The sequence below is a fragment of the Methylobacterium sp. J-072 genome (genome assembly GCF_022829425.1).
Taxonomy (GTDB): Bacteria; Pseudomonadota; Alphaproteobacteria; order Rhizobiales; family Beijerinckiaceae; genus Methylobacterium.
Map to the genome: position 1 here is coordinate 66,352 of NZ_JAKSYK010000214.1, position 18,780 is coordinate 85,131.

General features: G+C 68.2%; 20 protein-coding genes. 6 read left to right on the plus strand and 14 right to left on the minus strand.

Translation table 11 applies throughout. The features are described 5' to 3' along the window. Positions 1-22: 22 nt before the first annotated feature. The 12 genes from MKK67_RS28425 to MKK67_RS28475 all read right to left on the minus strand — a co-directional run bounded on the left by MKK67_RS28425 (position 23) and on the right by MKK67_RS28475 (position 10,238). On the minus strand, positions 23-271 hold the full coding sequence (locus MKK67_RS28425; RefSeq protein ID WP_243971871.1) for a hypothetical protein: 249 nt from the start codon (positions 269-271) through the stop codon (positions 23-25). After that, entirely contained in the window at positions 268-513 is a 246-nt protein-coding gene (locus MKK67_RS33005; RefSeq protein WP_409568456.1) for a colicin E3/pyocin S6 family cytotoxin, read from the minus strand. Before MKK67_RS33005 ends, MKK67_RS28425 begins: the two co-directional genes overlap by 4 nt. Before the next feature lie 187 nt (positions 514-700). Then, positions 701-1,429 carry an amino acid ABC transporter ATP-binding protein gene (locus tag MKK67_RS28430; RefSeq protein WP_243971965.1) on the minus strand — a complete coding sequence of 243 codons (729 nt, stop codon included), beginning with the start codon at positions 1,427-1,429 and terminating at the stop codon, positions 701-703. A gap of 152 nt (positions 1,430-1,581) precedes the next feature. Next, positions 1,582-2,274 carry an amino acid ABC transporter permease gene (locus MKK67_RS28435; RefSeq protein ID WP_243971873.1) on the minus strand — a complete coding sequence of 231 codons (693 nt, stop codon included), beginning with the start codon at positions 2,272-2,274 and terminating at the stop codon, positions 1,582-1,584. Positions 2,275-2,337: 63 nt separating this feature from the next. After that, positions 2,338-3,060: an amino acid ABC transporter permease gene (locus MKK67_RS28440; RefSeq protein WP_243971875.1), complete on the minus strand. Its 723-nt coding sequence runs from the start codon at positions 3,058-3,060 to the stop codon at positions 2,338-2,340. Positions 3,061-3,307: 247 nt separating this feature from the next. After that, positions 3,308-4,231 carry an amino acid ABC transporter substrate-binding protein gene (locus MKK67_RS28445; protein WP_243971882.1) on the minus strand — a complete coding sequence of 308 codons (924 nt, stop codon included), beginning with the start codon at positions 4,229-4,231 and terminating at the stop codon, positions 3,308-3,310. 393 nt (positions 4,232-4,624) lie between these two features. Beyond that, entirely contained in the window at positions 4,625-5,767 is a 1,143-nt protein-coding gene (locus tag MKK67_RS28450) for a branched-chain amino acid ABC transporter substrate-binding protein (protein ID WP_243971884.1), read from the minus strand. Positions 5,768-5,817: 50 nt separating this feature from the next. Further along, positions 5,818-6,186: a DUF6867 family protein gene (locus MKK67_RS28455; RefSeq protein WP_243971967.1), complete on the minus strand. Its 369-nt coding sequence runs from the start codon at positions 6,184-6,186 to the stop codon at positions 5,818-5,820. A gap of 5 nt (positions 6,187-6,191) precedes the next feature. After that, positions 6,192-6,989 carry an ABC transporter ATP-binding protein gene (locus tag MKK67_RS28460; protein ID WP_147854151.1) on the minus strand — a complete coding sequence of 266 codons (798 nt, stop codon included), beginning with the start codon at positions 6,987-6,989 and terminating at the stop codon, positions 6,192-6,194. Continuing rightward, on the minus strand, positions 6,986-7,915 hold the full coding sequence (locus MKK67_RS28465; protein WP_243971886.1) for an ABC transporter ATP-binding protein: 930 nt from the start codon (positions 7,913-7,915) through the stop codon (positions 6,986-6,988). The genes MKK67_RS28460 and MKK67_RS28465 overlap by 4 nt, the downstream gene beginning before the upstream one ends. Beyond that, a complete protein-coding gene (livM, locus tag MKK67_RS28470; protein WP_243971888.1) occupies positions 7,915-9,321 on the minus strand; it encodes a high-affinity branched-chain amino acid ABC transporter permease LivM in 1,407 nt (468 codons plus the stop codon). Before livM ends, MKK67_RS28465 begins: the two co-directional genes overlap by 1 nt. Beyond that, positions 9,321-10,238 carry a branched-chain amino acid ABC transporter permease gene (locus MKK67_RS28475; protein WP_243971890.1) on the minus strand — a complete coding sequence of 306 codons (918 nt, stop codon included), beginning with the start codon at positions 10,236-10,238 and terminating at the stop codon, positions 9,321-9,323. The genes livM and MKK67_RS28475 overlap by 1 nt, the downstream gene beginning before the upstream one ends. 244 nt (positions 10,239-10,482) lie before the next feature. Between MKK67_RS28475 and MKK67_RS28480 the strand changes: the two genes are divergently transcribed. From MKK67_RS28480 to MKK67_RS28500, 5 genes are all read left to right on the plus strand, one after another. Further along, positions 10,483-11,763: a dicarboxylate/amino acid:cation symporter gene (locus MKK67_RS28480; RefSeq protein WP_243971892.1), complete on the plus strand. Its 1,281-nt coding sequence runs from the start codon at positions 10,483-10,485 to the stop codon at positions 11,761-11,763. Positions 11,764-11,867: 104 nt separating this feature from the next. Next, the gene (locus tag MKK67_RS28485) at positions 11,868-12,773 is read left to right on the plus strand and encodes an amino acid ABC transporter substrate-binding protein (RefSeq protein WP_243971894.1); all 906 of its coding nucleotides are present in this window, start codon (positions 11,868-11,870) and stop codon (positions 12,771-12,773) included. Between the two features lie 110 nt (positions 12,774-12,883). Then, positions 12,884-13,558 (plus strand): DUF1007 family protein, encoded by a 675-nt coding sequence (locus tag MKK67_RS28490; protein WP_243971896.1) that lies wholly within the window; start codon positions 12,884-12,886, stop codon positions 13,556-13,558. Beyond that, positions 13,549-14,541, plus strand: a complete 993-nt coding sequence (locus tag MKK67_RS28495; protein WP_243971898.1) for a nickel/cobalt transporter — start codon at positions 13,549-13,551, stop codon at positions 14,539-14,541. The genes MKK67_RS28490 and MKK67_RS28495 overlap by 10 nt, the downstream gene beginning before the upstream one ends. A 137-nt stretch (positions 14,542-14,678) precedes the next feature. Beyond that, on the plus strand, positions 14,679-15,395 hold the full coding sequence (locus tag MKK67_RS28500) for a hypothetical protein (protein ID WP_243971900.1): 717 nt from the start codon (positions 14,679-14,681) through the stop codon (positions 15,393-15,395). On the opposite strand, the gene MKK67_RS28505 is transcribed toward MKK67_RS28500, so the two are convergent. After that, positions 15,396-15,983 carry a histidine phosphatase family protein gene (locus MKK67_RS28505; protein WP_243971902.1) on the minus strand — a complete coding sequence of 196 codons (588 nt, stop codon included), beginning with the start codon at positions 15,981-15,983 and terminating at the stop codon, positions 15,396-15,398. 38 nt (positions 15,984-16,021) lie between these two features. After that, a complete protein-coding gene (locus MKK67_RS28510) occupies positions 16,022-16,417 on the minus strand; it encodes a VOC family protein (RefSeq protein WP_243971904.1) in 396 nt (131 codons plus the stop codon). Between the two features lie 403 nt (positions 16,418-16,820). On the opposite strand from MKK67_RS28510, the gene MKK67_RS28515 reads away from it, so the two are divergent. Then, positions 16,821-18,512 (plus strand): methyl-accepting chemotaxis protein, encoded by a 1,692-nt coding sequence (locus MKK67_RS28515; protein WP_243971906.1) that lies wholly within the window; start codon positions 16,821-16,823, stop codon positions 18,510-18,512. The last annotated feature ends 268 nt before the right edge of the window (positions 18,513-18,780 follow it).

Below are 18,780 nucleotides of genomic sequence, written 5' to 3' on the forward strand. Positions count from 1 at the left end.
GTCGAGGCCGAGATAGGACCAGTCAGGATTCGGTAGGGACCGGCTCCAAGTACCAGTCGTAGGCGTCGACGTTCAGCGGCGCGGCGATCTGGGAGGCGATTCTGCGGACCGCCGACAGGCTGAGCGGGTACGAGCCGAGAGCCAGCTGATCGGTGTCAGGCACTTGGGCGAGGCTTCGCACCTCAGCGAAGAGAGAGGCCGGAACGTCGTGCTCGATGGTCAGGCGTTCCGTGCCCTTGTCGTATCCGGCGACGATATGGTCGACCTTCATGGCTCCACGCGCCTCGTGCCGTCGGCCCTCGCTATACGCCAGCCTGTGACCGGATCGTATCCGCCGAGATGGCTTCCGCGCGCATCGTACTTCTCGACGTGCCCGTGCTGGTAGTCCCATTCATAGATCGCGCCGCTCGCGTCCTTCCACCGCATCCTCAAACCTCCGCCGGGCCGTGCCGTCTTCGGCTTCACCCTTACGGCGTCCGGAAAGCCCGGTAGGTTGCGCGGCGGCGGCACCATCGTGGCGGGTCAGGCCCATCAAGACACCCGGCCCACGACGGAGGCCTCGCTTCTCGCGCTTAATCTTCATGCGTCGGACCAGCCGCTGCAAGCCCGATCGGACGGTCGCGCGCAGGAAATCGCCGGGCGGGGGAGAAGCAATCCCGGCTCCCGCCCCGGGGTGTCGGTGATCGCGTGTGGAGGTCCCTCAGTGCTGCAGGATCTTCGACAAGAAGGTCTGGGCGCGCTCGGAGCGGGGGCTGCCGAAGAAATCCTCCTTCTTGGCGTCCTCGACGATCTCGCCGCGATCCATGAAGATCACCCGGTCGGCGACCTTGCGGGCGAAGCCCATCTCGTGGGTCACGACCATCATGGTCATGCCCTCCTTGGCGAGCTCGACCATCACGTCGAGCACCTCGCCGACCATCTCGGGGTCCAGCGCCGAGGTCGGCTCGTCGAACAGCATCACCACCGGGTTCATGGCGAGCGCCCGGGCGATCGCCACGCGCTGCTGCTGGCCGCCCGAGAGCTGCCCCGGAAATTTTTCCGCCTGGGCGCTCAAGCCGACCCGGGCCAGCAGGTCGAGGCCGCGCTTCTTCGCGTCCTCGGCGCCGCGGCCCAGGACCTTGCGCTGGGCGATGGTGAGGTTCTCGGTGATCGAGAGGTGCGGGAACAGCTCGAAATGCTGGAACACCATGCCGACCCGGGAGCGGAGTTTTGGCAGGTTGGTCGCCTTGTCGACGACCTTGGTGCCGGCGACCGTGATCTGGCCCTTCTGGAACGGCTCGAGGGCGTTGACGCACTTGATCAGGGTCGACTTGCCCGAGCCCGAGGGGCCGCAGACCACCACGACCTCGCCCTTGGCGACCTTGGTGGTGCAGTTCGTCAGCACCTGGAAATCGCCGTACCATTTGCTGATGTTGTCGATGGCGATCATCGTCTCGCCGGGCGCCGCCGCGGGCACGCCGGAGATGAGGCTGCCGGGCTGCAACCCGGCATCCCGGGGCGCGTGGGCGGCGTCGGCGACGGGTTCCTTGACGGACGGGGCCGGCATCGGGGTCGAGGTCATGGCGCGGACTCCAGTGTCGGTCAGCGAATGATGGCGACGCGGCGCTGCAGGCGACGCACCAGGAACGAGGCCGTGAAGCAGATCACGAAGTAGACGATGGCGGCGAAGATATACATCTCCACCAGGCGGCCGTCGCGCTGCGCCACCTTCGAGGCGGCGCCCATGAAGTCGGTGAGCGAGAGCACGTAGACCAGGGAGGTATCCTGGAACAACACCACGGTTTGGGTCAGCAGCAGCGGCAGCATGTTGCGGAAGGCCTGGGGCAGCACGACGTTGGCCATGGTCTGCCAGTAATTCATCCCGAGCGCCAAGGCCGCCCCGGTCTGTCCCTTGGGGATCGACTGGATACCCGCGCGCATGATCTCGGAGAAGTAGGCCGCCTCGAAGGCCATGAAGGTGATCAGCGCCGACGGGAAGGCGCCGACCTGGATCGGGGTCGTGGCGCCGGTCACGTAGGCGCCGATATACGGCACCAGGAAGTAGAACCAGAAGATCACCAGCACCAGCGGCAGCGAGCGGCACAGCTCGACATAGCCCTTGGCCACGTGGCTAAGGCCCGGCACGCTCGAGAGCCGGGCCATCGCCAGCAGGGTGCCGATCACCACGCCGCCGACCGCCGCCATGGCGGTGAGCGTCACGGTGAAGACCATGCCCTGCCCGAACAGGTAGGGCAGGGAGGAAAGGATGACGGTGTAGTCGAAATTCGAGAGCATCGGGGCCTGTTCGCGGTGGCCGGGTGCCGGCGGAGCGGGGAAATCGAGGGGCGGGCCGGCGCCTCAGCGCTGGCCCGGGATCGCGACGGCGCGCTCCAGGTAGGTCGCCGCGGTGACCACCACGAGATTGATGATCACGTAGAGCAGGGTCGCGGCCGTGAACGCCTCGAACACCTGGAACGAGAATTCCTGCATCGACCGGGCCCGGGCGGTCAGCTCGAGGAGCCCGATGGTGAGGGCCACGGAGGTGTTCTTGAGATTGTTGAGGAATTCCGAGGTCATCGGCGGCAGGATGATCCGGTAGGCGTTCGGCAGCAGCACGTACCGGTAGGTCTGGTAGACCGTGAAGCCCATCGCGGTGCCGGCCATGCCCTGGCCGCGCGGGAGCGACTGGATGCCGGCGCGGACCTGCTCGGCCACCCGCGACGCGGTGAAGAAGCCCAAGCACACGACCGCGGTGTAGAACGGTGCGTCAGGCAGTTGCTTGATCGCGTCGCCCACCTGCGTCGGCACCACCTCCGGCAGCACGAAGTACCAGAGGAACATCTGCACCAGCAGCGGCACGTTGCGGAACAGCTCGACATAGGCCGTGCCGATGGCGTTGGCGGTCTTCGACGGCAGGGTCCGCAGCACCCCGATCAGGGAGCCGAGGAAGAACGCGATGAGCCACGAGCACAGGGCGGTGGCGATCGTCCACATGAGCCCGGAGAGCAGCATGTCGAGATAGGTGCCGTTGCCCTCGGGCGAGGCGTCGAAAAAGATTCGCCAGTTCCAGTTGTAGTTCATCGCGCTGCTTCTGAGATGAAACGTGTAAGTCCGGTGTTTCCCAATCTCACCCTCATCCTGAGGTGCTGCGCAGCAGCCTCGAAGGAGGGCTCCAGATGCCAGCGCTATCCCTGGAGGGCTCCTTCGAGGCCTCCGCTGCGCTTCGGCACCTCAGGATGAGGGTGAGGATGGAATTGCCGTCTGCTTCGGACCTGTCGTGACGCATCGCGGGCGAACCCGCGATGCGTCATCGTTGACTGAATCGATCTCAGTAGGCCGCCGGATCAGGGCTCGCGATCGGCGTCGTGAACTGCTTCTGCATCTCCGCGCTCATCGGCAGGTTGAGGTTGATGTTGCGCGGCGGGATCGGTTGGGTGAACCACTTGTCGTAGAGGGCCTTGCCCTCGGGGCTGGTGTAGAGCTTGGCGGTGGCCTCGTCGGCGACCTTCTTGAACGGCGCGTCGTCCTTGCGCACCATGATCCCGTAGGGCTCGGGCTTCGACAGCGCCTCGGTGGAGATCTCGAAGGCCGACGGATCCTTCGCGGAGGCCGCCAGCGAGGCGAGCAGCACGTCGTCCATCACGAAGGCCACGGCGCGGCCGGTCTCGACCATCAGGAACGCCTCGGCATGGTCCTTGGCCGGCAGGATCGTCAGGCCGAGCTTGCGCTCGGTGTTGGCCTCGTTGATCTGCTTGATGTTCGTGGTGCCCGAGGTAGACACGACGGTCTTGCCCTTCAGGTCGTCGATCGTGTGCAGGTTGGCTGACTTCTTGGAGACGTAGCGGGTCGCGGTCAGGAAGTGCGAGTTGGTGAAGTTCACCTGCTTCTCGCGCTCGGCGTTGTTCGTGGTCGAGCCGCATTCGAGGTCGATCGTGCCGTTCGCCATCAGCGGGATGCGGGTGGCGGAGGTGACCGGGTTGAGCTTCACTTCGAGGTTCGGCAGGCCGAGATTGGCCTTCACGGCGTCGGCGATCTTGAAGCAGATGTCGAGGGCGTAGCCGACCGGCTTCTGGTCGCCGCCGAGATAGGAGAACGGCACGGAGGCGTCGCGGTAGCCGATGACGATGGCTCCGCTATCCTTCACCTTCTTGAGGGTACCGGTCAGGTCCTCGGCCCGCAGGCTGAGGGGGGCCAGGGCGAGGCTCAGGCCGAGCGCCGCGGCAAGGCCGCGGCGAGCGATATCAGACTGCATCGGTACGGAACTCCTGGATCAGGCCGAACGGGATCGGCTGGCGGCTTGGCGCTCGGGCCCGCCCGCTCGGGCGACGCCTTTGCAATGATGGTGCCGGGAGGCTGGCAGCGGTGCCACACGGGACCGTGGCAGACGACGTAAGGACGACCGCCACCGGTGCGCGAGCATCCGCAGTTGCGTGTCCCGCCGCCGTCATTCGGTCCCCTCCGGCTCGTCGAGGCACCCTGCTCGTCCGCGCCGCCGGCATCATGCACAATTCTTGGGCGTACGCACGGGGTGGCGCACGCGGAACAGCGATTAAGGCTGACGAATCCACCGCGCCGAACACACAGACGCCGCCCCGCATAGTCATGCGGGACGGCGCCGGTTCGGAATGCGGTCGGAACGACTTGGTCAGTTCACTTTGGTCAGTTCGTTGCCGGTGTAGTCGATCTTGCCGTCGGCGCCCTTCTTCCACTCGTACAGGACGTAGTCCGGCCGGGTGATGTCGCCCTTCTTGTCATAGGCGATCGGGCCGACCACGGTGTCGACCGCCTTGCCCTGGTGCAGCCACTCGGCGAGCTTCTTGCCGTCGCTGGAGCCGGTCTCGGCCATCGCCTTGGCCAGCACCTGCACGGCCGCGTAGGAGTAGAGCGTGTAGCCCTCGGGATCGATGTTCTTGGCCTTGAACGCGGCGAGCGCCGCCTTGGCGTTCGGGTTCTTGCGGGCGTCCGGCGGGAAGGTGGTCAGGGTGCCCTCGGCGGCCGGACCGGCGATCGCCACCAGCTCACGGTCGACCATGCCGTCGCCGCCCATCAACGGGGCCTTCAGGCCCTGATCGCGCATCTGGCGCAGGATCAGCCCGGCCTCGGTGTAGTAGCCACCGAAATAAACGATGTCGACGTTGGCCGATTTCAGCTTGGAGACCAGCGCCGAATAGTCCTTCTCACCCGGGTTGATGCCCTCGAACATCACCGGCTTCACGCCCTTGGCCTTGAGCACCATCAGGGTCTCGTCGGCCAGGCCCTTGCCGTAGGGGGTCTTGTCGTGGACGAAGGCGATCTTCTTGTCCTTGTAGTTCGCGACGAGGTAGGTGCCCGCCACGGCACCCTGCTGGTCGTCCCGGCCGCAGGTGCGGAACGTGTTCCACATCCCGCGCTCGGTGAACTTCACGTTGGTGGAGGCCGGGGTGACCTGGATGATGCCGGCGTCGAGATAGACGTCGGAGGCCGGGATCGACACGCCCGAGTTATAGTCGCCGACCACCACCTTCACGCCGTCGCTGGCGAACTTGTTGGCCACCGAGACGCCCTGCTTCGGGTCGGAGGCGTCGTCGCCGACCGTGACCGTCAGGGTCGTTCCCTTCAGGGTGCCGGCCTTGTTGAGATCCTCGACGGCCTGGCTGGCGCCGTTCTTGATCTGCGCCCCGATGGCGGCGCTGTTGCCGGTGATCGGCGCGGCGATGCCGAGCTTGACCTCAGCGGCGAAGGCTCCCGTCTCTCCGGCCGCAGCGATCAGCGTGCCGAGGGCGAGCCCGGCCAACAGAATCGATCTCATCGCGAACATCCCCTTCGATCGTTAGTCCGCCCCGGTGGATCCGGCCGAACTCACCCGACCTCACCGGAGACGGGCGCCCGCTCGCGCCACGTCAGGGGAGAGGTCTTCTCGTAGAGCCAGCGGTACTGGCTCGTCATCTGGCGCGTGCGCGTGACCCGAAAGCCGACCGTGCCGATGATCATGACCACGATCGCGTCGATCGCATAGTAGTGCGGCGAGACCAGCGTCCCGGAAAACAACGCGAAATGGATGAAGCGCACGGCCGCGGCCACGAGGAGCAGCGCGGCCGCGCATTGCCAGAACGGCCGCCAGCCCCGGGCGACCGCGCGGGCGGCCATCCAGCCGGCCCAGCCGCCCATCACCACGGTGACGAGCAGGAACAGCCAGGCCGATTCCTCCTCGTACAGGATCCCCTGCAGCATGCTCATGCGCCGACCGGGCCGGTATGGCCCCCCTCCAGATAGGCGGCCTTGACGTTCGGATCGTCGAGCAGCGCCCGCCCGGTGCCGCTCATCGTGACCCGGCCGTTGACTAGCACGTAGCCGCGATGGGCGAGCTTCAGGGCGTGGTAGGCGTTCTGCTCGACCAGGAAGATCGTCATGCCGTCCGTGCGGTTCAGCTCCTTTATCGCGTCGAAGATGCCCTTCACCACCAAAGGCGCCAGGCCGAGCGACGGCTCGTCCAGGAGCAGCAGGCGCGGGCGGCTCATCAGCGCGCGGGCGATGGCGAGCATCTGCTGCTCGCCCCCCGACATCGTGCCGGCGCGCTGGTGCAGGCGCTCCTTCACGCGCGGAAACAGGGTGCAGACCTTCTCCAGATCCTCCTGGAAGTAGCGCTCGCCGTGAAGCGAGGCGCCCATCTGGAGGTTCTCGAACACGCTCATGCGCGGGAAGACCCGGCGGCCCTCCGGCGACTGGGCGACGCCCAGCCGGGCGATGGCGTGGGTCGGCAGCCGGGTGATGTCGCGCCCGTCATAGGTGATCGTCCCCGTGCGCGCCTGGGGGCTGCCGAAGATCGTCATCATCAGGGTCGACTTGCCGGCGCCGTTGGCGCCGATCAGGGTGACGATCTCACCGTCGGCGACATCGATGTCGACGCCCCGGAGGGCGGCGACGCTGCCGTAATAGGTGGAGACGTCGCGCACCGCGAGGAGCGGAGGCTTGCCCCCCGCCTGGATCGCCCGGGTCTCCTCGACCAGGACGTTGATGCCGGCCACGCTCATACCGACGCCTCCGAGCGGTTCACGTCCGGAAGAGTCGGATCCCCGTGTGGCACGGTGATGCCGACCTCGGCCTCCACGGCTTCCACCTCATCGTCCTCGACGCCCAGATAGGCGGCGATCACCTTCGGATCCGCCCGCACCTCGGCCGGGGAGCCGTCGGCGATTTTTTGTCCGTAATCCAGCACGACCACGTGGTCGGAGATCTCCATCACCACCGACATGTCGTGCTCGATCAGCAGCACGGAGGTGTCGTGCGCGTCGCGGATGTGGCGCAGCAACGCGTTGAGCTCGGCGGATTCGCGCGGGTTGAGGCCCGCCGCCGGCTCGTCGAGGCAGAGCAGCACCGGATCGGTGCACATCGCCCGGGCGATCTCCAGCCGGCGTTGCGCGCCGTAGGGCAGGGCGCCCGCCGGGTCGTCGGCCCGCGCCATCAGGTCGATCCGGTCGAGCCAGGCCTTGGCCCGCTCGATCGCCTCGGCCTGCGCGTCCCGGTAGCCCTTGAGACCCAGGAGCCCGAACAGGGTGTAGCCCGAGGCGCGCATCAGCGGCTTGTGCTGGGCGACCAGCAGGTTCTCCAGCACCGTCATGCCCTGGAACAGGCGGATGTTCTGGAAGGTCCGGGCCACCCGGGCGGTGCGGTTGACCGCGTGGTTCGGCAGCCGCTCCAGGAGGTGCGTGGTGCCGTCGTCGTGGGCCAGCCGCAGCATGCCCTCGGTCGGCTTGTAGAAGCCGGTGATGCAGTTGAACACCGTGGTCTTGCCGGCCCCGTTCGGGCCGATCAGGGCGGTGATGTCGCCGCGCCGGGCCTCGAAGGACAGGTCGGAGACGGCGGTCAGGCCGCCGAACCGCATGGTCAGGTGCTCGACGGCGAGCACCGACGGGGCGGGGGCCTGCGCCGCCGCCCGGGGATCCGGATGAAGCGTCATCAGCCGTGCCCCTCGCTCACATGCGCGCCCGAGACGGCGCGGCGCTCGCCCAGCGACACCGAGGGCAGGCGCACCGAGATCAGGCCGCGGGGCCGCCAGACCATCATCGCCACCATGGCGAGGCCGAACAGCAGCAGGCGATACTCGTTGGGGTCGAAGCCCTCGCCGAACACGGCTTTGAGGAAGCCGAGATTGCGCAGCATCTCCGGGCCGCCGACCATCGCCACCGCCGCGATGGCGACGCCGACCTGGCTGCCCATGCCGCCCAGCACCACGATCGCCAGGATGATCGCGCTCTCCAGGAAGTTGAAGCTCTCCGGGCTGATGAAGCCCTGGCGCACCGCGAAGAACGAGCCGGCGATGCCGCCGAACGCCGCCCCGAGCGCGAAGGCCGTGAGCTTGGTTGCCGTCGTGTCGATGCCGAGGGACCGGCACGCGATCTCGTCCTCGCGGAGCGCCTCCCAGGCCCGCCCGATCGGCAGGCGGCGCAGGCGCAGGGTCACGAAGTTGGTGAACAGGGCCAGCGCCAGGATGAGGTAGTAGAGGAACACCAGCCGGTGCATCGAATCGTACGGGATGCCGAACCGGGCGGCGAAGCCGTCCTCGCCGGCGCTGAACGGGATGCCGAAGAAGGTCGCCCGCGGGATCGACGAGATCCCGGCGCCACCGCCGGTCACGTCCGTCCAGTTGATCAGCACCAGCCGGATGATCTCGCCGAAGGCCAGCGTCACGATGGCGAGGTAGTCGCCCCGCAGGCGCAGGACGGGGAAGCCGAGCAGCATCCCCCACAGGCCGGCGAAGACGCCCGCCAGCGGCAGGCAGATCCAGAACGACAGGCCGAACGTGGTCGACAGGAGCGCGTAGGAATAGGCCCCGACCGCGTAGAAGGCGACGTAGCCGAGGTCGAGCAGGCCGGCGAGGCCGACCACGATGTTCAGGCCCCAGCCGAGCATCACGTAGGTCAGGATCAGGATGCCGAGATCGATCCAGTAGCGGGCCGAGGACAGGCCGCCGGTGGCCGCCGCCGCGAGCGCCGGCAGGGTCAGGGCGATGCCGACGAACAGCCAGAGGCCGAGCTTGGAGGTCTTCTGGCCGGCATCGGGCTCGCCGTGGACCGCCTCCGTGGCCTGGGCCGGGGAGGGGGTCAGGGCGCGGCGGGCATCCCGGCGCAGGAGAATCAGGCGCTGGAGGATGCGGACGACGAAGACCGCCGCGCACAGGCACGCCACGAGGCCCCAGCGCGGGGTGAGCAGGAGGTCGCTGCCCGGGCCGGGATCGGTCCGGTACGCGATGATCGGCACGCAGAGGCCGAAGGCGACGAGCGCGTAGAGCGCGGCGTCGCGCAGGATGCCGGCCATCGCGGATCCGGGGATGGCGGCTTGGGTCGCAGGCTTGGAGTGCGCCATCAGACCTTCTCGACCTCCGGCCGACCCAGGATACCGGACGGCATGAAGATCAGCACGATGGCCAGGATCGAGAACGCGGCGACATCCTTGTACTCGATGGAGAAGTAGGCCGACCAGAACGTCTCGATCAGCCCGATGATCAGGCCGCCGAGCACGGCGCCGGGGAGGGAGCCGATGCCGCCGAGCACCGCCGCGGTGAAGGCCTTCACGCCGGGCACGAACCCGTCCGAGAAGGACACGACGCCGTAATACATCAGGTAGAGGACGCCCGCGACGGCCGCGAGCGCGGCGCCGAGCACGAAGGTCAGCGAGATCGTCCGGTCGACGTCGATGCCCAGCAGCGCCGCCATCTTGCGGTCCTGCTCGCAGGCGCGCTGCGCCCGGCCGAACGGGGTCCGCTGCACGAGATACCAGAAGCCGGTGAGCAGCACCGCCGTGACCGCCATGATCAGGCACTGCTTGTAGGACAGGAACACCGCGTAGCCGTCACGCTCGAACAGCGTGATTCCCCCCGACAGCATCGGCGGGGTCGGCTTGTTGCGCGCGCCCTGCACCACCTGGACGAAGTTCGACAGGAAGATCGAGACGCCGATCGCAGAGATCAGCGGCGCCAGGCGGAACGAGCCGCGCAGGGGCCGGTAGGCGATGCGCTCGATCGCCCAGCCCCACAGGGCGGTCAGCACCATGGCGACCACGAGGACGATCAGGAACGCCAGGGCGATCGAACTGATCCCCAGCCACGTCGTTAGAAGAAGGAAGGTGATCAGCGCGATGAAGCAGGACACCATGAACACATCGCCGTGGGCGAAGTTCACCATGCCAATAATGCCGAACACCATCGTGTAACCGATCGCGATCAGACCGTATATCGAGCCGAGCGTAAGCCCGTTGATCAGCTGCTGTACGAAAACGTCCATGTACTCTCGCGGGCGTAGGTTTTTCGTCCAGCCTGCACAAACGGCAGGCGAGCCGGGAGAGCAAGTCCCGTACCGCAGCTGCGGCGCTCCGGCCACAGGTTTCAACCCCGCACGAACGTCCCGCAAAAACAGTTAGGCGGGTCAGTAACAACCTGCGAATGGGCTTGCATCTGGCGTAGTTCCTGCTTCACGTTAACGAAAATCAGTGCTTGTCCATCCCGGGCGGCGACGAGGAGCAGTACCGATGTCGGGTTCACGGCTCACGACGTTGATTTTCATCGGCATGCTGCTCGGCATCGCGGTGGGCTACGCCTGCAGCATCACCTGGCCGGATCCGCAGACGGCCAAGGAGATCGCCGGCTACATCGCGCTGGTCTCCGATATCTTCCTGCGGCTGATCAAGATGATCATCGCGCCGCTGGTGTTCTCGACCCTGGTGGTCGGCATCGCGCATCTTGGCGACACCGCCGCGGTCGGCCGGGTCGGCGGCAAGGCGCTGCTGTGGTTCGTGGGCGCCTCGTTCTGCTCGCTGATGCTGGGCCTGGTCCTGGTCAACCTGATGCAGCCGGGCCACAACCTGAACCTGCCGCTGCCCGATGTCGGCGCCGGCACCGGCCTCAAGGCGGCCTCGCTGTCGCTCAAGGAATTCGTCACCCACCTGGTGCCCAAGAGCGCCGTGGAGGCGATGGCCAACAACGAGATCCTGCAGATCGTGGTGTTCTCGATCTTCTTCGGCGTCGCCCTGGCGGCGCTCGGCGAGAAGGGGCACTTCCTCGCCCAAGGCATCGAGGGCCTGGCCGACGTCATGCTCAAGGTGACCGGCTACGTGATGCTGTTCGCGCCCGTGGCGGTGTTCGCGGCGATCGCCGCGACGATCACCACGCAGGGGATCGGCGTCCTGATCACCTACGGCAAGTTCCTGGTCGAGTTCTACACCGGGCTCGCGGTGCTCTGGGGGCTGCTGATGGGCGTCGGCTTCCTGATGCTCGGGGGCAGCGGCATCATGCGGCTGTTCAACCTGATCAAGGAGCCGTTCGTCCTCGCCTTCTCGACCGCGTCGAGCGAGGCGGCCTACCCGAAGATGCTGACCAACCTCGAGCAGTTCGGCGTGCCCAACCGCATCACCTCGTTCGTGCTGCCGATGGGCTACTCGTTCAATCTCGACGGCTCGATGATGTACTGCACCTTCGCGGTGATGTTCATCGCGCAGGCCTACAACATCCCGCTCACCTGGGGTCAGCAGCTCACGATGCTGTTCCTGCTGATGGTCACCTCGAAGGGCATGGCCGGCGTGCCGCGCGCCTCGCTGGTGGTGATCTCGGCGACGCTGACGCAGTTCAACATCCCCGAAGCCGGCCTGCTGCTGATCATCGGCATCGACCAGTTCCTGGATATGGGCCGCTCGGCGACCAACGTGCTCGGCAACAGCATCGCTACCGTGGCGGTCGCCAAGTGGGAGGGCCAGCTGACCGCGACGGACCAGCGCCTCGACCATGTCGGCACGGTCCCCTCGCCCGCCGAGTAGGGGAGGGCCGTCGAACGCATTCCCCCTCAGGATGAGGTGGGTGCGTGAGATGGCCCGGGCGCTCGGCGCCTTCGGATATGATGGTGCGGTACGGGGTGCGGGTTATGGCGATGCGTCTCGTCGCGTTTCTGGTCCTGACATTGGCGGCGTCCCCGGCTTCCGCCATCGAGGTGCTCACCGGCACCCTGAAGCGCGTGGCCGAGCGCGGCGAGATCGTGCTCGGCTACCGGGAGAGTTCGGTGCCGTTCTCCTTCGTGGAGGGCAAGCACCGGGACGGCAGCCCCCGGGCGATCGGATACGCGATCGACCTGTGCGGCGAGATCGCCGACGACATCCAGGCGGCGATCGGCCGAAAGGTGAAGGTCCGGTACGAGCCGATCACCGCCGAGACCCGCATCCCGGCCCTGACCTCGGGCCAGATCGACCTCGAATGCGGCTCGACCACCGCCAATGCCGAGCGGCGCCGGAGCGTCGCGTTCTCGCCGGTCGATTACATCAGCGCGACGCAGCTGCTGGTGAAGAAGGCGTCCGGCATCGCCTCCTACCGGGACCTCGCCGGCAAGACTGTCGTGGTCACCGCCGGCACCACCAACGAGAAGGCGGTGCGCGACCTCCTGGCCAAGCTCAAGATCCAGGCGCAGGTGGTCACGGCCCCCGACCATGCTGCGTCCTACGCCCTGGTGAAGGCCGGCCAGGCGGACGCCTTCGCCACCGACGACGTTCTGCTCTACGGCCTGATCGCCACCGACGGCCAGGACGGGGCGAACTACACGGTGCTACCCGACAAGCTCTCCTACGAGCCCTACGGCATCATGTTCCGCAAGGACGACCCGGAACTCGCCGGGATCGTCGCCCAGACCTTCACCCGGCTCGCCGAATCGCGCGAACTGCGCTGGACCTACGAGCGCTGGTTCGTGAAGCGCCTGCCCAACGGCGAGCGCCTCGACATCCCGATGTCGAACGACCTGCGGACGAGTTTTCAGCTGATGGGCCTCGACGCGCAGGAGTGATGTTTTGGGAGGATCGGCGCGCCGCGGCGCCTCGCTTTCGCCCAACCAGGGGATGAGGAAGGGATCCCGTTTCCCTCCGTCCGCCTCTGCCGCGAGCGTGCCCCCGCCCCATGCCGATCGCCGCGCCTTTCCCGAAGATCGTCGCCGTCCTCCTGGCGGCCGGCCTCGCCTGCGCAGCCACGGCGGCTTGTGCCCATCCGCACGTCTGGGTCACCGCGAAGGCTGAACTCGTCTACGAAAACGGCAAGCTCGTCGGCGTGCGCGACACCTGGAGCTTCGACCCCGAATACACGGCTTTCCTCGTGCAAGGGCTCGACGCCGATAAGGACGGCAAGCTGTCGCCCGACGAACTGGCCGGACTCGCGGCCACGAACACGGAAGGGCTTGCTCCGTACGGCTACTTCACCAAGCTGAAGGTCGGCGGCAAGGAGCAGGCTTTCGCCGACCCGAAGGAGCCGGCGATGCGCCTGGAGGGCAAGGCCCTGGTGCTGAGCTTCCTGCTGCCGCTCAAGGCGCCGGTCCAGCAGGGCCGGGACGTCGCCGCCCTGGAGGTCTACGACCCGACCTATTTCGTCGCTTTCTCCTTCGCGGAGGGCGCGGATGCGGCCACCCTTGCGGGGGCGCCGCAGGGCTGCGCCGCCACCGTCACCCGGCCGAAGACCGAGCAGCCCAAGACCGCCGAGGCCGGCTCCGCGGGCATGACCGAGGCGTTCTTCGAGGCGCTCACGGCCGCCTCGTCCTACGGGGTCCAGTTCGCCAGCCGGGTCCTGGTCGCGTGTCCGTAGGGATCGGCATCGACGCGCCGCCCCGGGTCGGGCGGCTGGGGCTGCGGCTGGGGCTCATGGCCGGCGCCATCGTGCTGGCCGCCGGGGTGGCCGCAGCTCTGGCCTGGCTGATCGCCCCCGGGATCGCCGCGCCGCCGGCGCGCTCGCCCTTCGGCATCGGTTTTCGCGAAGCGGCCCCGGCTGCCACCGGCCTCGGCGGCGTGATCCTGGCCCTGCAGGCGAGCTTCTCCCGCAGCCTCAACGCCGCCGTGGCGGCCCTGAAGGGCGGCGGCGACTGGGAGCCGCTGATCGGGCTCGCCTTCGCGTATGGCGTGTTCCACGCCGCCGGCCCCGGCCACGGCAAGGCGGTGATCGCCGGCTACATCCTGGCCGGGGAGCGGGCCCTGCGCCGGGGCTGCACCTTGAGCGTCTGCGCGGCCCTGCTCCAGGCGCTGGTCGCCGGGGCGATCGTCGGGATCGGCACCGTCGTGCTGAACGCCACCGCGGCGGGCGTGACCCGGGCCGGAACCGTGATCGAGACCGTGAGCTTCACCCTCGTCGCCCTCGTCGGGCTGGCGCTGACCTGGCGCAAGGCCGGCCAGCTCGTCCAGCTCGGGACGCCCTGCGGCCCCGGCTGCACCCACCTGCCCGATGCCAGGACGCTCGACGCCCTCGACGGCTGGCGCGCGCGCGCCGGCGTGGTCCTGGCCGCCGGATCGCGGCCCTGCGCCGGGGCCGTGCTCGTTTTGGTGTTTGCGGTGTCGCAGAATGTGCCGGGGGCTGGGATCCTGGCAGTGCTGGCCATGGCGCTGGGGACGGCGCTGACCACCACGGCCCTGGCTTGCCTCGCGGTCTTCGCCAAGCGCGCGGCCCTGCGCCTCGCCGGCGGCCGCGGCCAGGCGGGTCTGCTGGCGATCGGCGGCCTGGAACTCGTGGCCGCCGCCTTCGTGCTGGTGCTGGGCGCGGCGATGTTGTCCGGCCTCGCCCTGAACCTCGGCGGCTGAACCTCGGATTCAAAAGGTCGAGACCTTTTGCGGGTCCAGGGCGGAGCCCTGGCATCTCGGGGCCCCGGACGCGAAATCGCGTCTCGCCAACGGGACTTAAGCGTGTCACGCTGCCGTCTCGAGGCGGAGGAGCGCGGATGCACGCCGACTTCCACACGATCCTGAACTGGCGCCTGCTGGCCGGATCGCATCCCTTCCCGGGTCCCGATGGCGGGACCTGCATCAACGAGGCGGCGATCGTGGCCGCGGGGCTGCCTTACAAGGCGATCCGGTCCAGTGCCGATTGCCCGCCCTGCTTCTCCCGGCCGATCGCGGCCTACGCGCTGGGCCTCAACGACGCGATGCCGGACGAGGCCCGGCCGCAGTTGATCGCCTTCGTGCTGCGTCTGTCGGGCAGCGCCGACCGGCCGGAGGTCGAGGCCGCCCGGACCCGGCGCCTCGCCCTGGACAGCATCCGGCAGATCCTGGCGCCGCTCTGCGCGCGGGCCGGCATGGCCGAGCATGCCGAGGCCTGCGCGGGCGCGCCGGACTTGGCCCTGGCGCTGGCCGCCGCGCGCTCGGCCGAATGGCAGGGCGGCGCGCTCGCGCAGGAGGCGGCCCGGGCGCGGCGCTGGCGCGACGGGGCGCTGCAATCCGCAGTTGCCCGGACCGCGACGGCGGCCCAGCGCGCCGCCGAGGATGCCCGCTGCGCCGCCGAGGTCGCCGAGGGCGCGGCGCCGTTCGTGCCGGACACCTGGGTGCGGGCCTGCGCCATCCTCGACGCCGCGCTCAGCATCGGCCGGCAGGCGCCGGCAATCGACCTGCCCGGCGCCCGCGCGCGCCTCGATGCGGCCCGGGCCGGGGCTTTGGCCTGATCAGGCCAGCGCTGGCTCGGCGGCGAGGTCCAGCTCGATGGAGGCGCAGTTCTCCAGGAACGTGCTGGTGAGGTGATAGAAGAACGTCCCATGGCCGACCACCGCGATGGTCGTCTCGGGACGCGCCCGCAGCCACTCCCGGAACCCGGCGACGCGGGCGTCGAACAGGTGGCGCGGCTCAACCGGGTATCCGCCGACCTCGCAACCGGGCTCGGCATGCCACCAGATCTCGGGCAGGTGCCCGACATCGAGATGCGGAAATTCGGCGGCGATCTCGGAGGCCGCCCGGCCGACATCGCAGCTGCTCTCCTGGCATTCCCGGTGCAGAACCTCGACCAGCACCCGCGGCCGGCTCGGGTGGTCGCCGAACACGATCGCGGCGGTCTCGATCGCCCGGGTCAGGGGCGAGACCACCACCAGCTCGAACGGGATGTCCGTCAGACGCTCCCGCGCCTCCCGGGCCTGGGCCTGGCCTCGCGGGGTCAGCCGGGCATCGAGGAGGCCGGGATCGCCGCCCCCGTGCCGGTGGGCGGCGTTGAAGGTCGATTCGCCGTGGCGAATGCAGATGATGCGGGTGGTCTCGGACATGAGGCTCGGCTGTGTCGCGTGTCGGGAGGGTGGGGCGCTCAGGCGAAGCGGCCGCCGCGCTGGATGACCTCGATCTTGTAGCCGTCCGGGTCGGTGGCGAAGAAGAACCGCGCCAGCGTGGTGTCGCCGTGCTTGAGGGTCTTCACGTCGGTGGCCGAAAAACCTTCGCGGAGGTGGCGGGCGTGCTCGGCCTCCACGTCGTCGACCACAACGGCGATGTGGCCGTAGCCGTCGCCGAGATCGTAGGGCTTGTCGCGGCTCTTGTTCACCGTGAGCTCCAGCTCGAACGGCGAGGCCGGGTCGCGCAGGTAGACCAGGGTGAATTCGTCGAACTCGTAGCGATCCGCAGCCTCGAAGCCGAAGGCGCGCGCGTAGTAATCCCGCGCACGCTCTTCGTCGCGGACGCGGATCATGGCATGGACAGGCTTGGACATTCCGGTTCCTGCGAAGAATTCGGGACGCGGCCTATGTGGCGCCATGACGGCCCGGCGGAAAGGGCGGACATCCCGTCGCGGCGCTCAACCACCGTGGCACGGCCACCAAACTTCCCTTACAAGTTGATCCTTGGCGGCCGGGCCCGAATTATAGATGTATTTCGATGTGACCCGCTACGCCGCCGCGATCGATCATGTTTTCGGATCATTTTAATTCTAAATCCGTCTCTATCGGCATCGATTTTTAAATCGATTGGCTGAAGTATTTCACTGAAATCACAAAACTTCTTCGTTACGCGCGAAGATTTCAAATTTTAGGGCAGAATTAACCGGGCCGTGGCATCATGGATCCTGATCAGGTCCGCGATTCGGGACCGACCTGGCCTGCTGGAACCGAACAGACATGCTGCGCCTGTCGAACCTCAAGATCATCACCAAGCTGGTGACGATCGTCTCCCTGATCGGCGTGATGGTCGGCGCCGGCGTCTGGTACGCCCAGTCGCGGATGAGCCAGATCGACGACGCCTACAGCGCATTCATCACCAACGAAGCCGTCGCCGTCGCCCAAGGCCGCCGCCTCAACCGCTTCGTCTTCGAACTCAACTATTACGTCTATCGGATCATCGCGGAGACCGACGCGTCCCAGATCCAGGCCGCCAATGCCGGCTTCGAGGCCGCCGTGCCGAACCTGAAGGCGGCGCTCACGTCGCTGCGCGAGCGCGCACCCAAATTCGCCAGCCGGATCGACGCGCTGGGGGGGCGCGTCGACCGGTTCCTGCAGGACGTGACCGAGGTGCGCCGGCTCGGCAGCGGCAACCAGAACGACCAGGCGATCGCGCTGGTCCATTCGGCGATCGACCCGACCTTCTCCAGCCTGGCGGTGGACGGCAACGCACTTGCCAATGACATCAACGCCTACATGCAGAAGGGCTCCGACGACCTGACGGTCCAGACCAACGACACCCGCTTCGCCCTGATGATCTTCAGCACCGTCGGGATGCTCGCGGGCCTGATCGCGGCGGCGTTCATCGCGATAGTCGGCATCACCGGCCCGCTCAACCGCCTCGTCGCCGTCCTGCAGCGGATGGCGCGGGGCGAGATCGATGCCGAGATCGCGGAGGCCGCCCGCAAGGACGAGATCGGCGCCGTCGGCAAGGCCGTGGAGGGCATCAAGGCGATGGTCGCCCGGAAGGCCGCCGAGGAGGCCGAGGTCCGGCGCGTCGCCGAGGAAGCCGCCGCGGCCGCACGCAAGCGGACCATGCTGGAGCTGGCCGACGGGTTCGAGCGCGCCGTGGGCGGCATCGTCGGCCTGGTCTCGTCCTCGGCGACGGAGCTGCAGGCGACCGCCCAGACCATGACGGCGAGCGCCACCGAGACCGCCAGCCAGTCCACCACGGTTGCGGCCGCCGCCGAGGAGGCCGCCGCCAATGTCGAGACCGTGGCGGCCGCCGCCGAGGAGCTGGGCTCGTCCGTGCAGGAGATCGGCCGGCAGGTCCTCGGCTCGGCCAGCCTCGCCCAGACGGCGGTCGGCGAGGCGGACCAGACCCATCATCTCGTGCAGGCGCTGAGCCAGGCGGCCACCCGCATCGGCGACATGGTCGGGCTGATCTCGACCATCGCCGGCCAGACCAACCTGCTGGCGCTCAACGCCACGATCGAGGCGGCCCGGGCCGGCGAGGCGGGCCGTGGCTTCGCCGTGGTGGCGTCCGAGGTGAAGGAGCTGGCCGCCCAGACCGCCAAAGCGACCGAAGAGATCAGCCAGCAGATCGGCCAGATCCAGAGCGTGACCGGTCAGGCCGTCACGGCGATCGGAGGCATCACGGCACGCATCCGGGAGATCGACTCGGTGGCGACCTCGATCGCCGCCGCCGTGGAAGAGCAGGGCGCCGCCACCCAGGAGATCGTGCGCAACGTCGCCCAGGCCGCCACCGGCACCAACGAGGTCACGACCAACATCGCCGGCGTCGCCCAAGCCTCCGAGCAGACCGGCTCCGCCGCGAGCCAGGTGCTCGACGCGGCCGGCGAGCTGTCCCGCCAGTCGGAGCATCTCGGCGCCGAGGTCTCGCGCTTCCTCGCCACCGTAAGGGCGGCGTAAGCCGCGCCGCCCTTACGGGGACCCGAGCGGGCTTGCGGAGTCGCACATCCCGTTCGGCGGCAAGCGCTTTAAAAAATATCGCCTTTTTCCCTCCCCCTTGCGGGGAGGGGTCAGGGGTGGGGGTGGTGCAGGATTGCGCGTCACGGTGCCTTCTGAACCACCCCCACCTCCAGCTCCTCCCCGCAAGGGGGAGGAGAGCGCGTTCCGCCTTCAACTGGCCGATGTGTGAAGATCGTAGCCCGACCGGATGAGACCGACGCGTGGCACC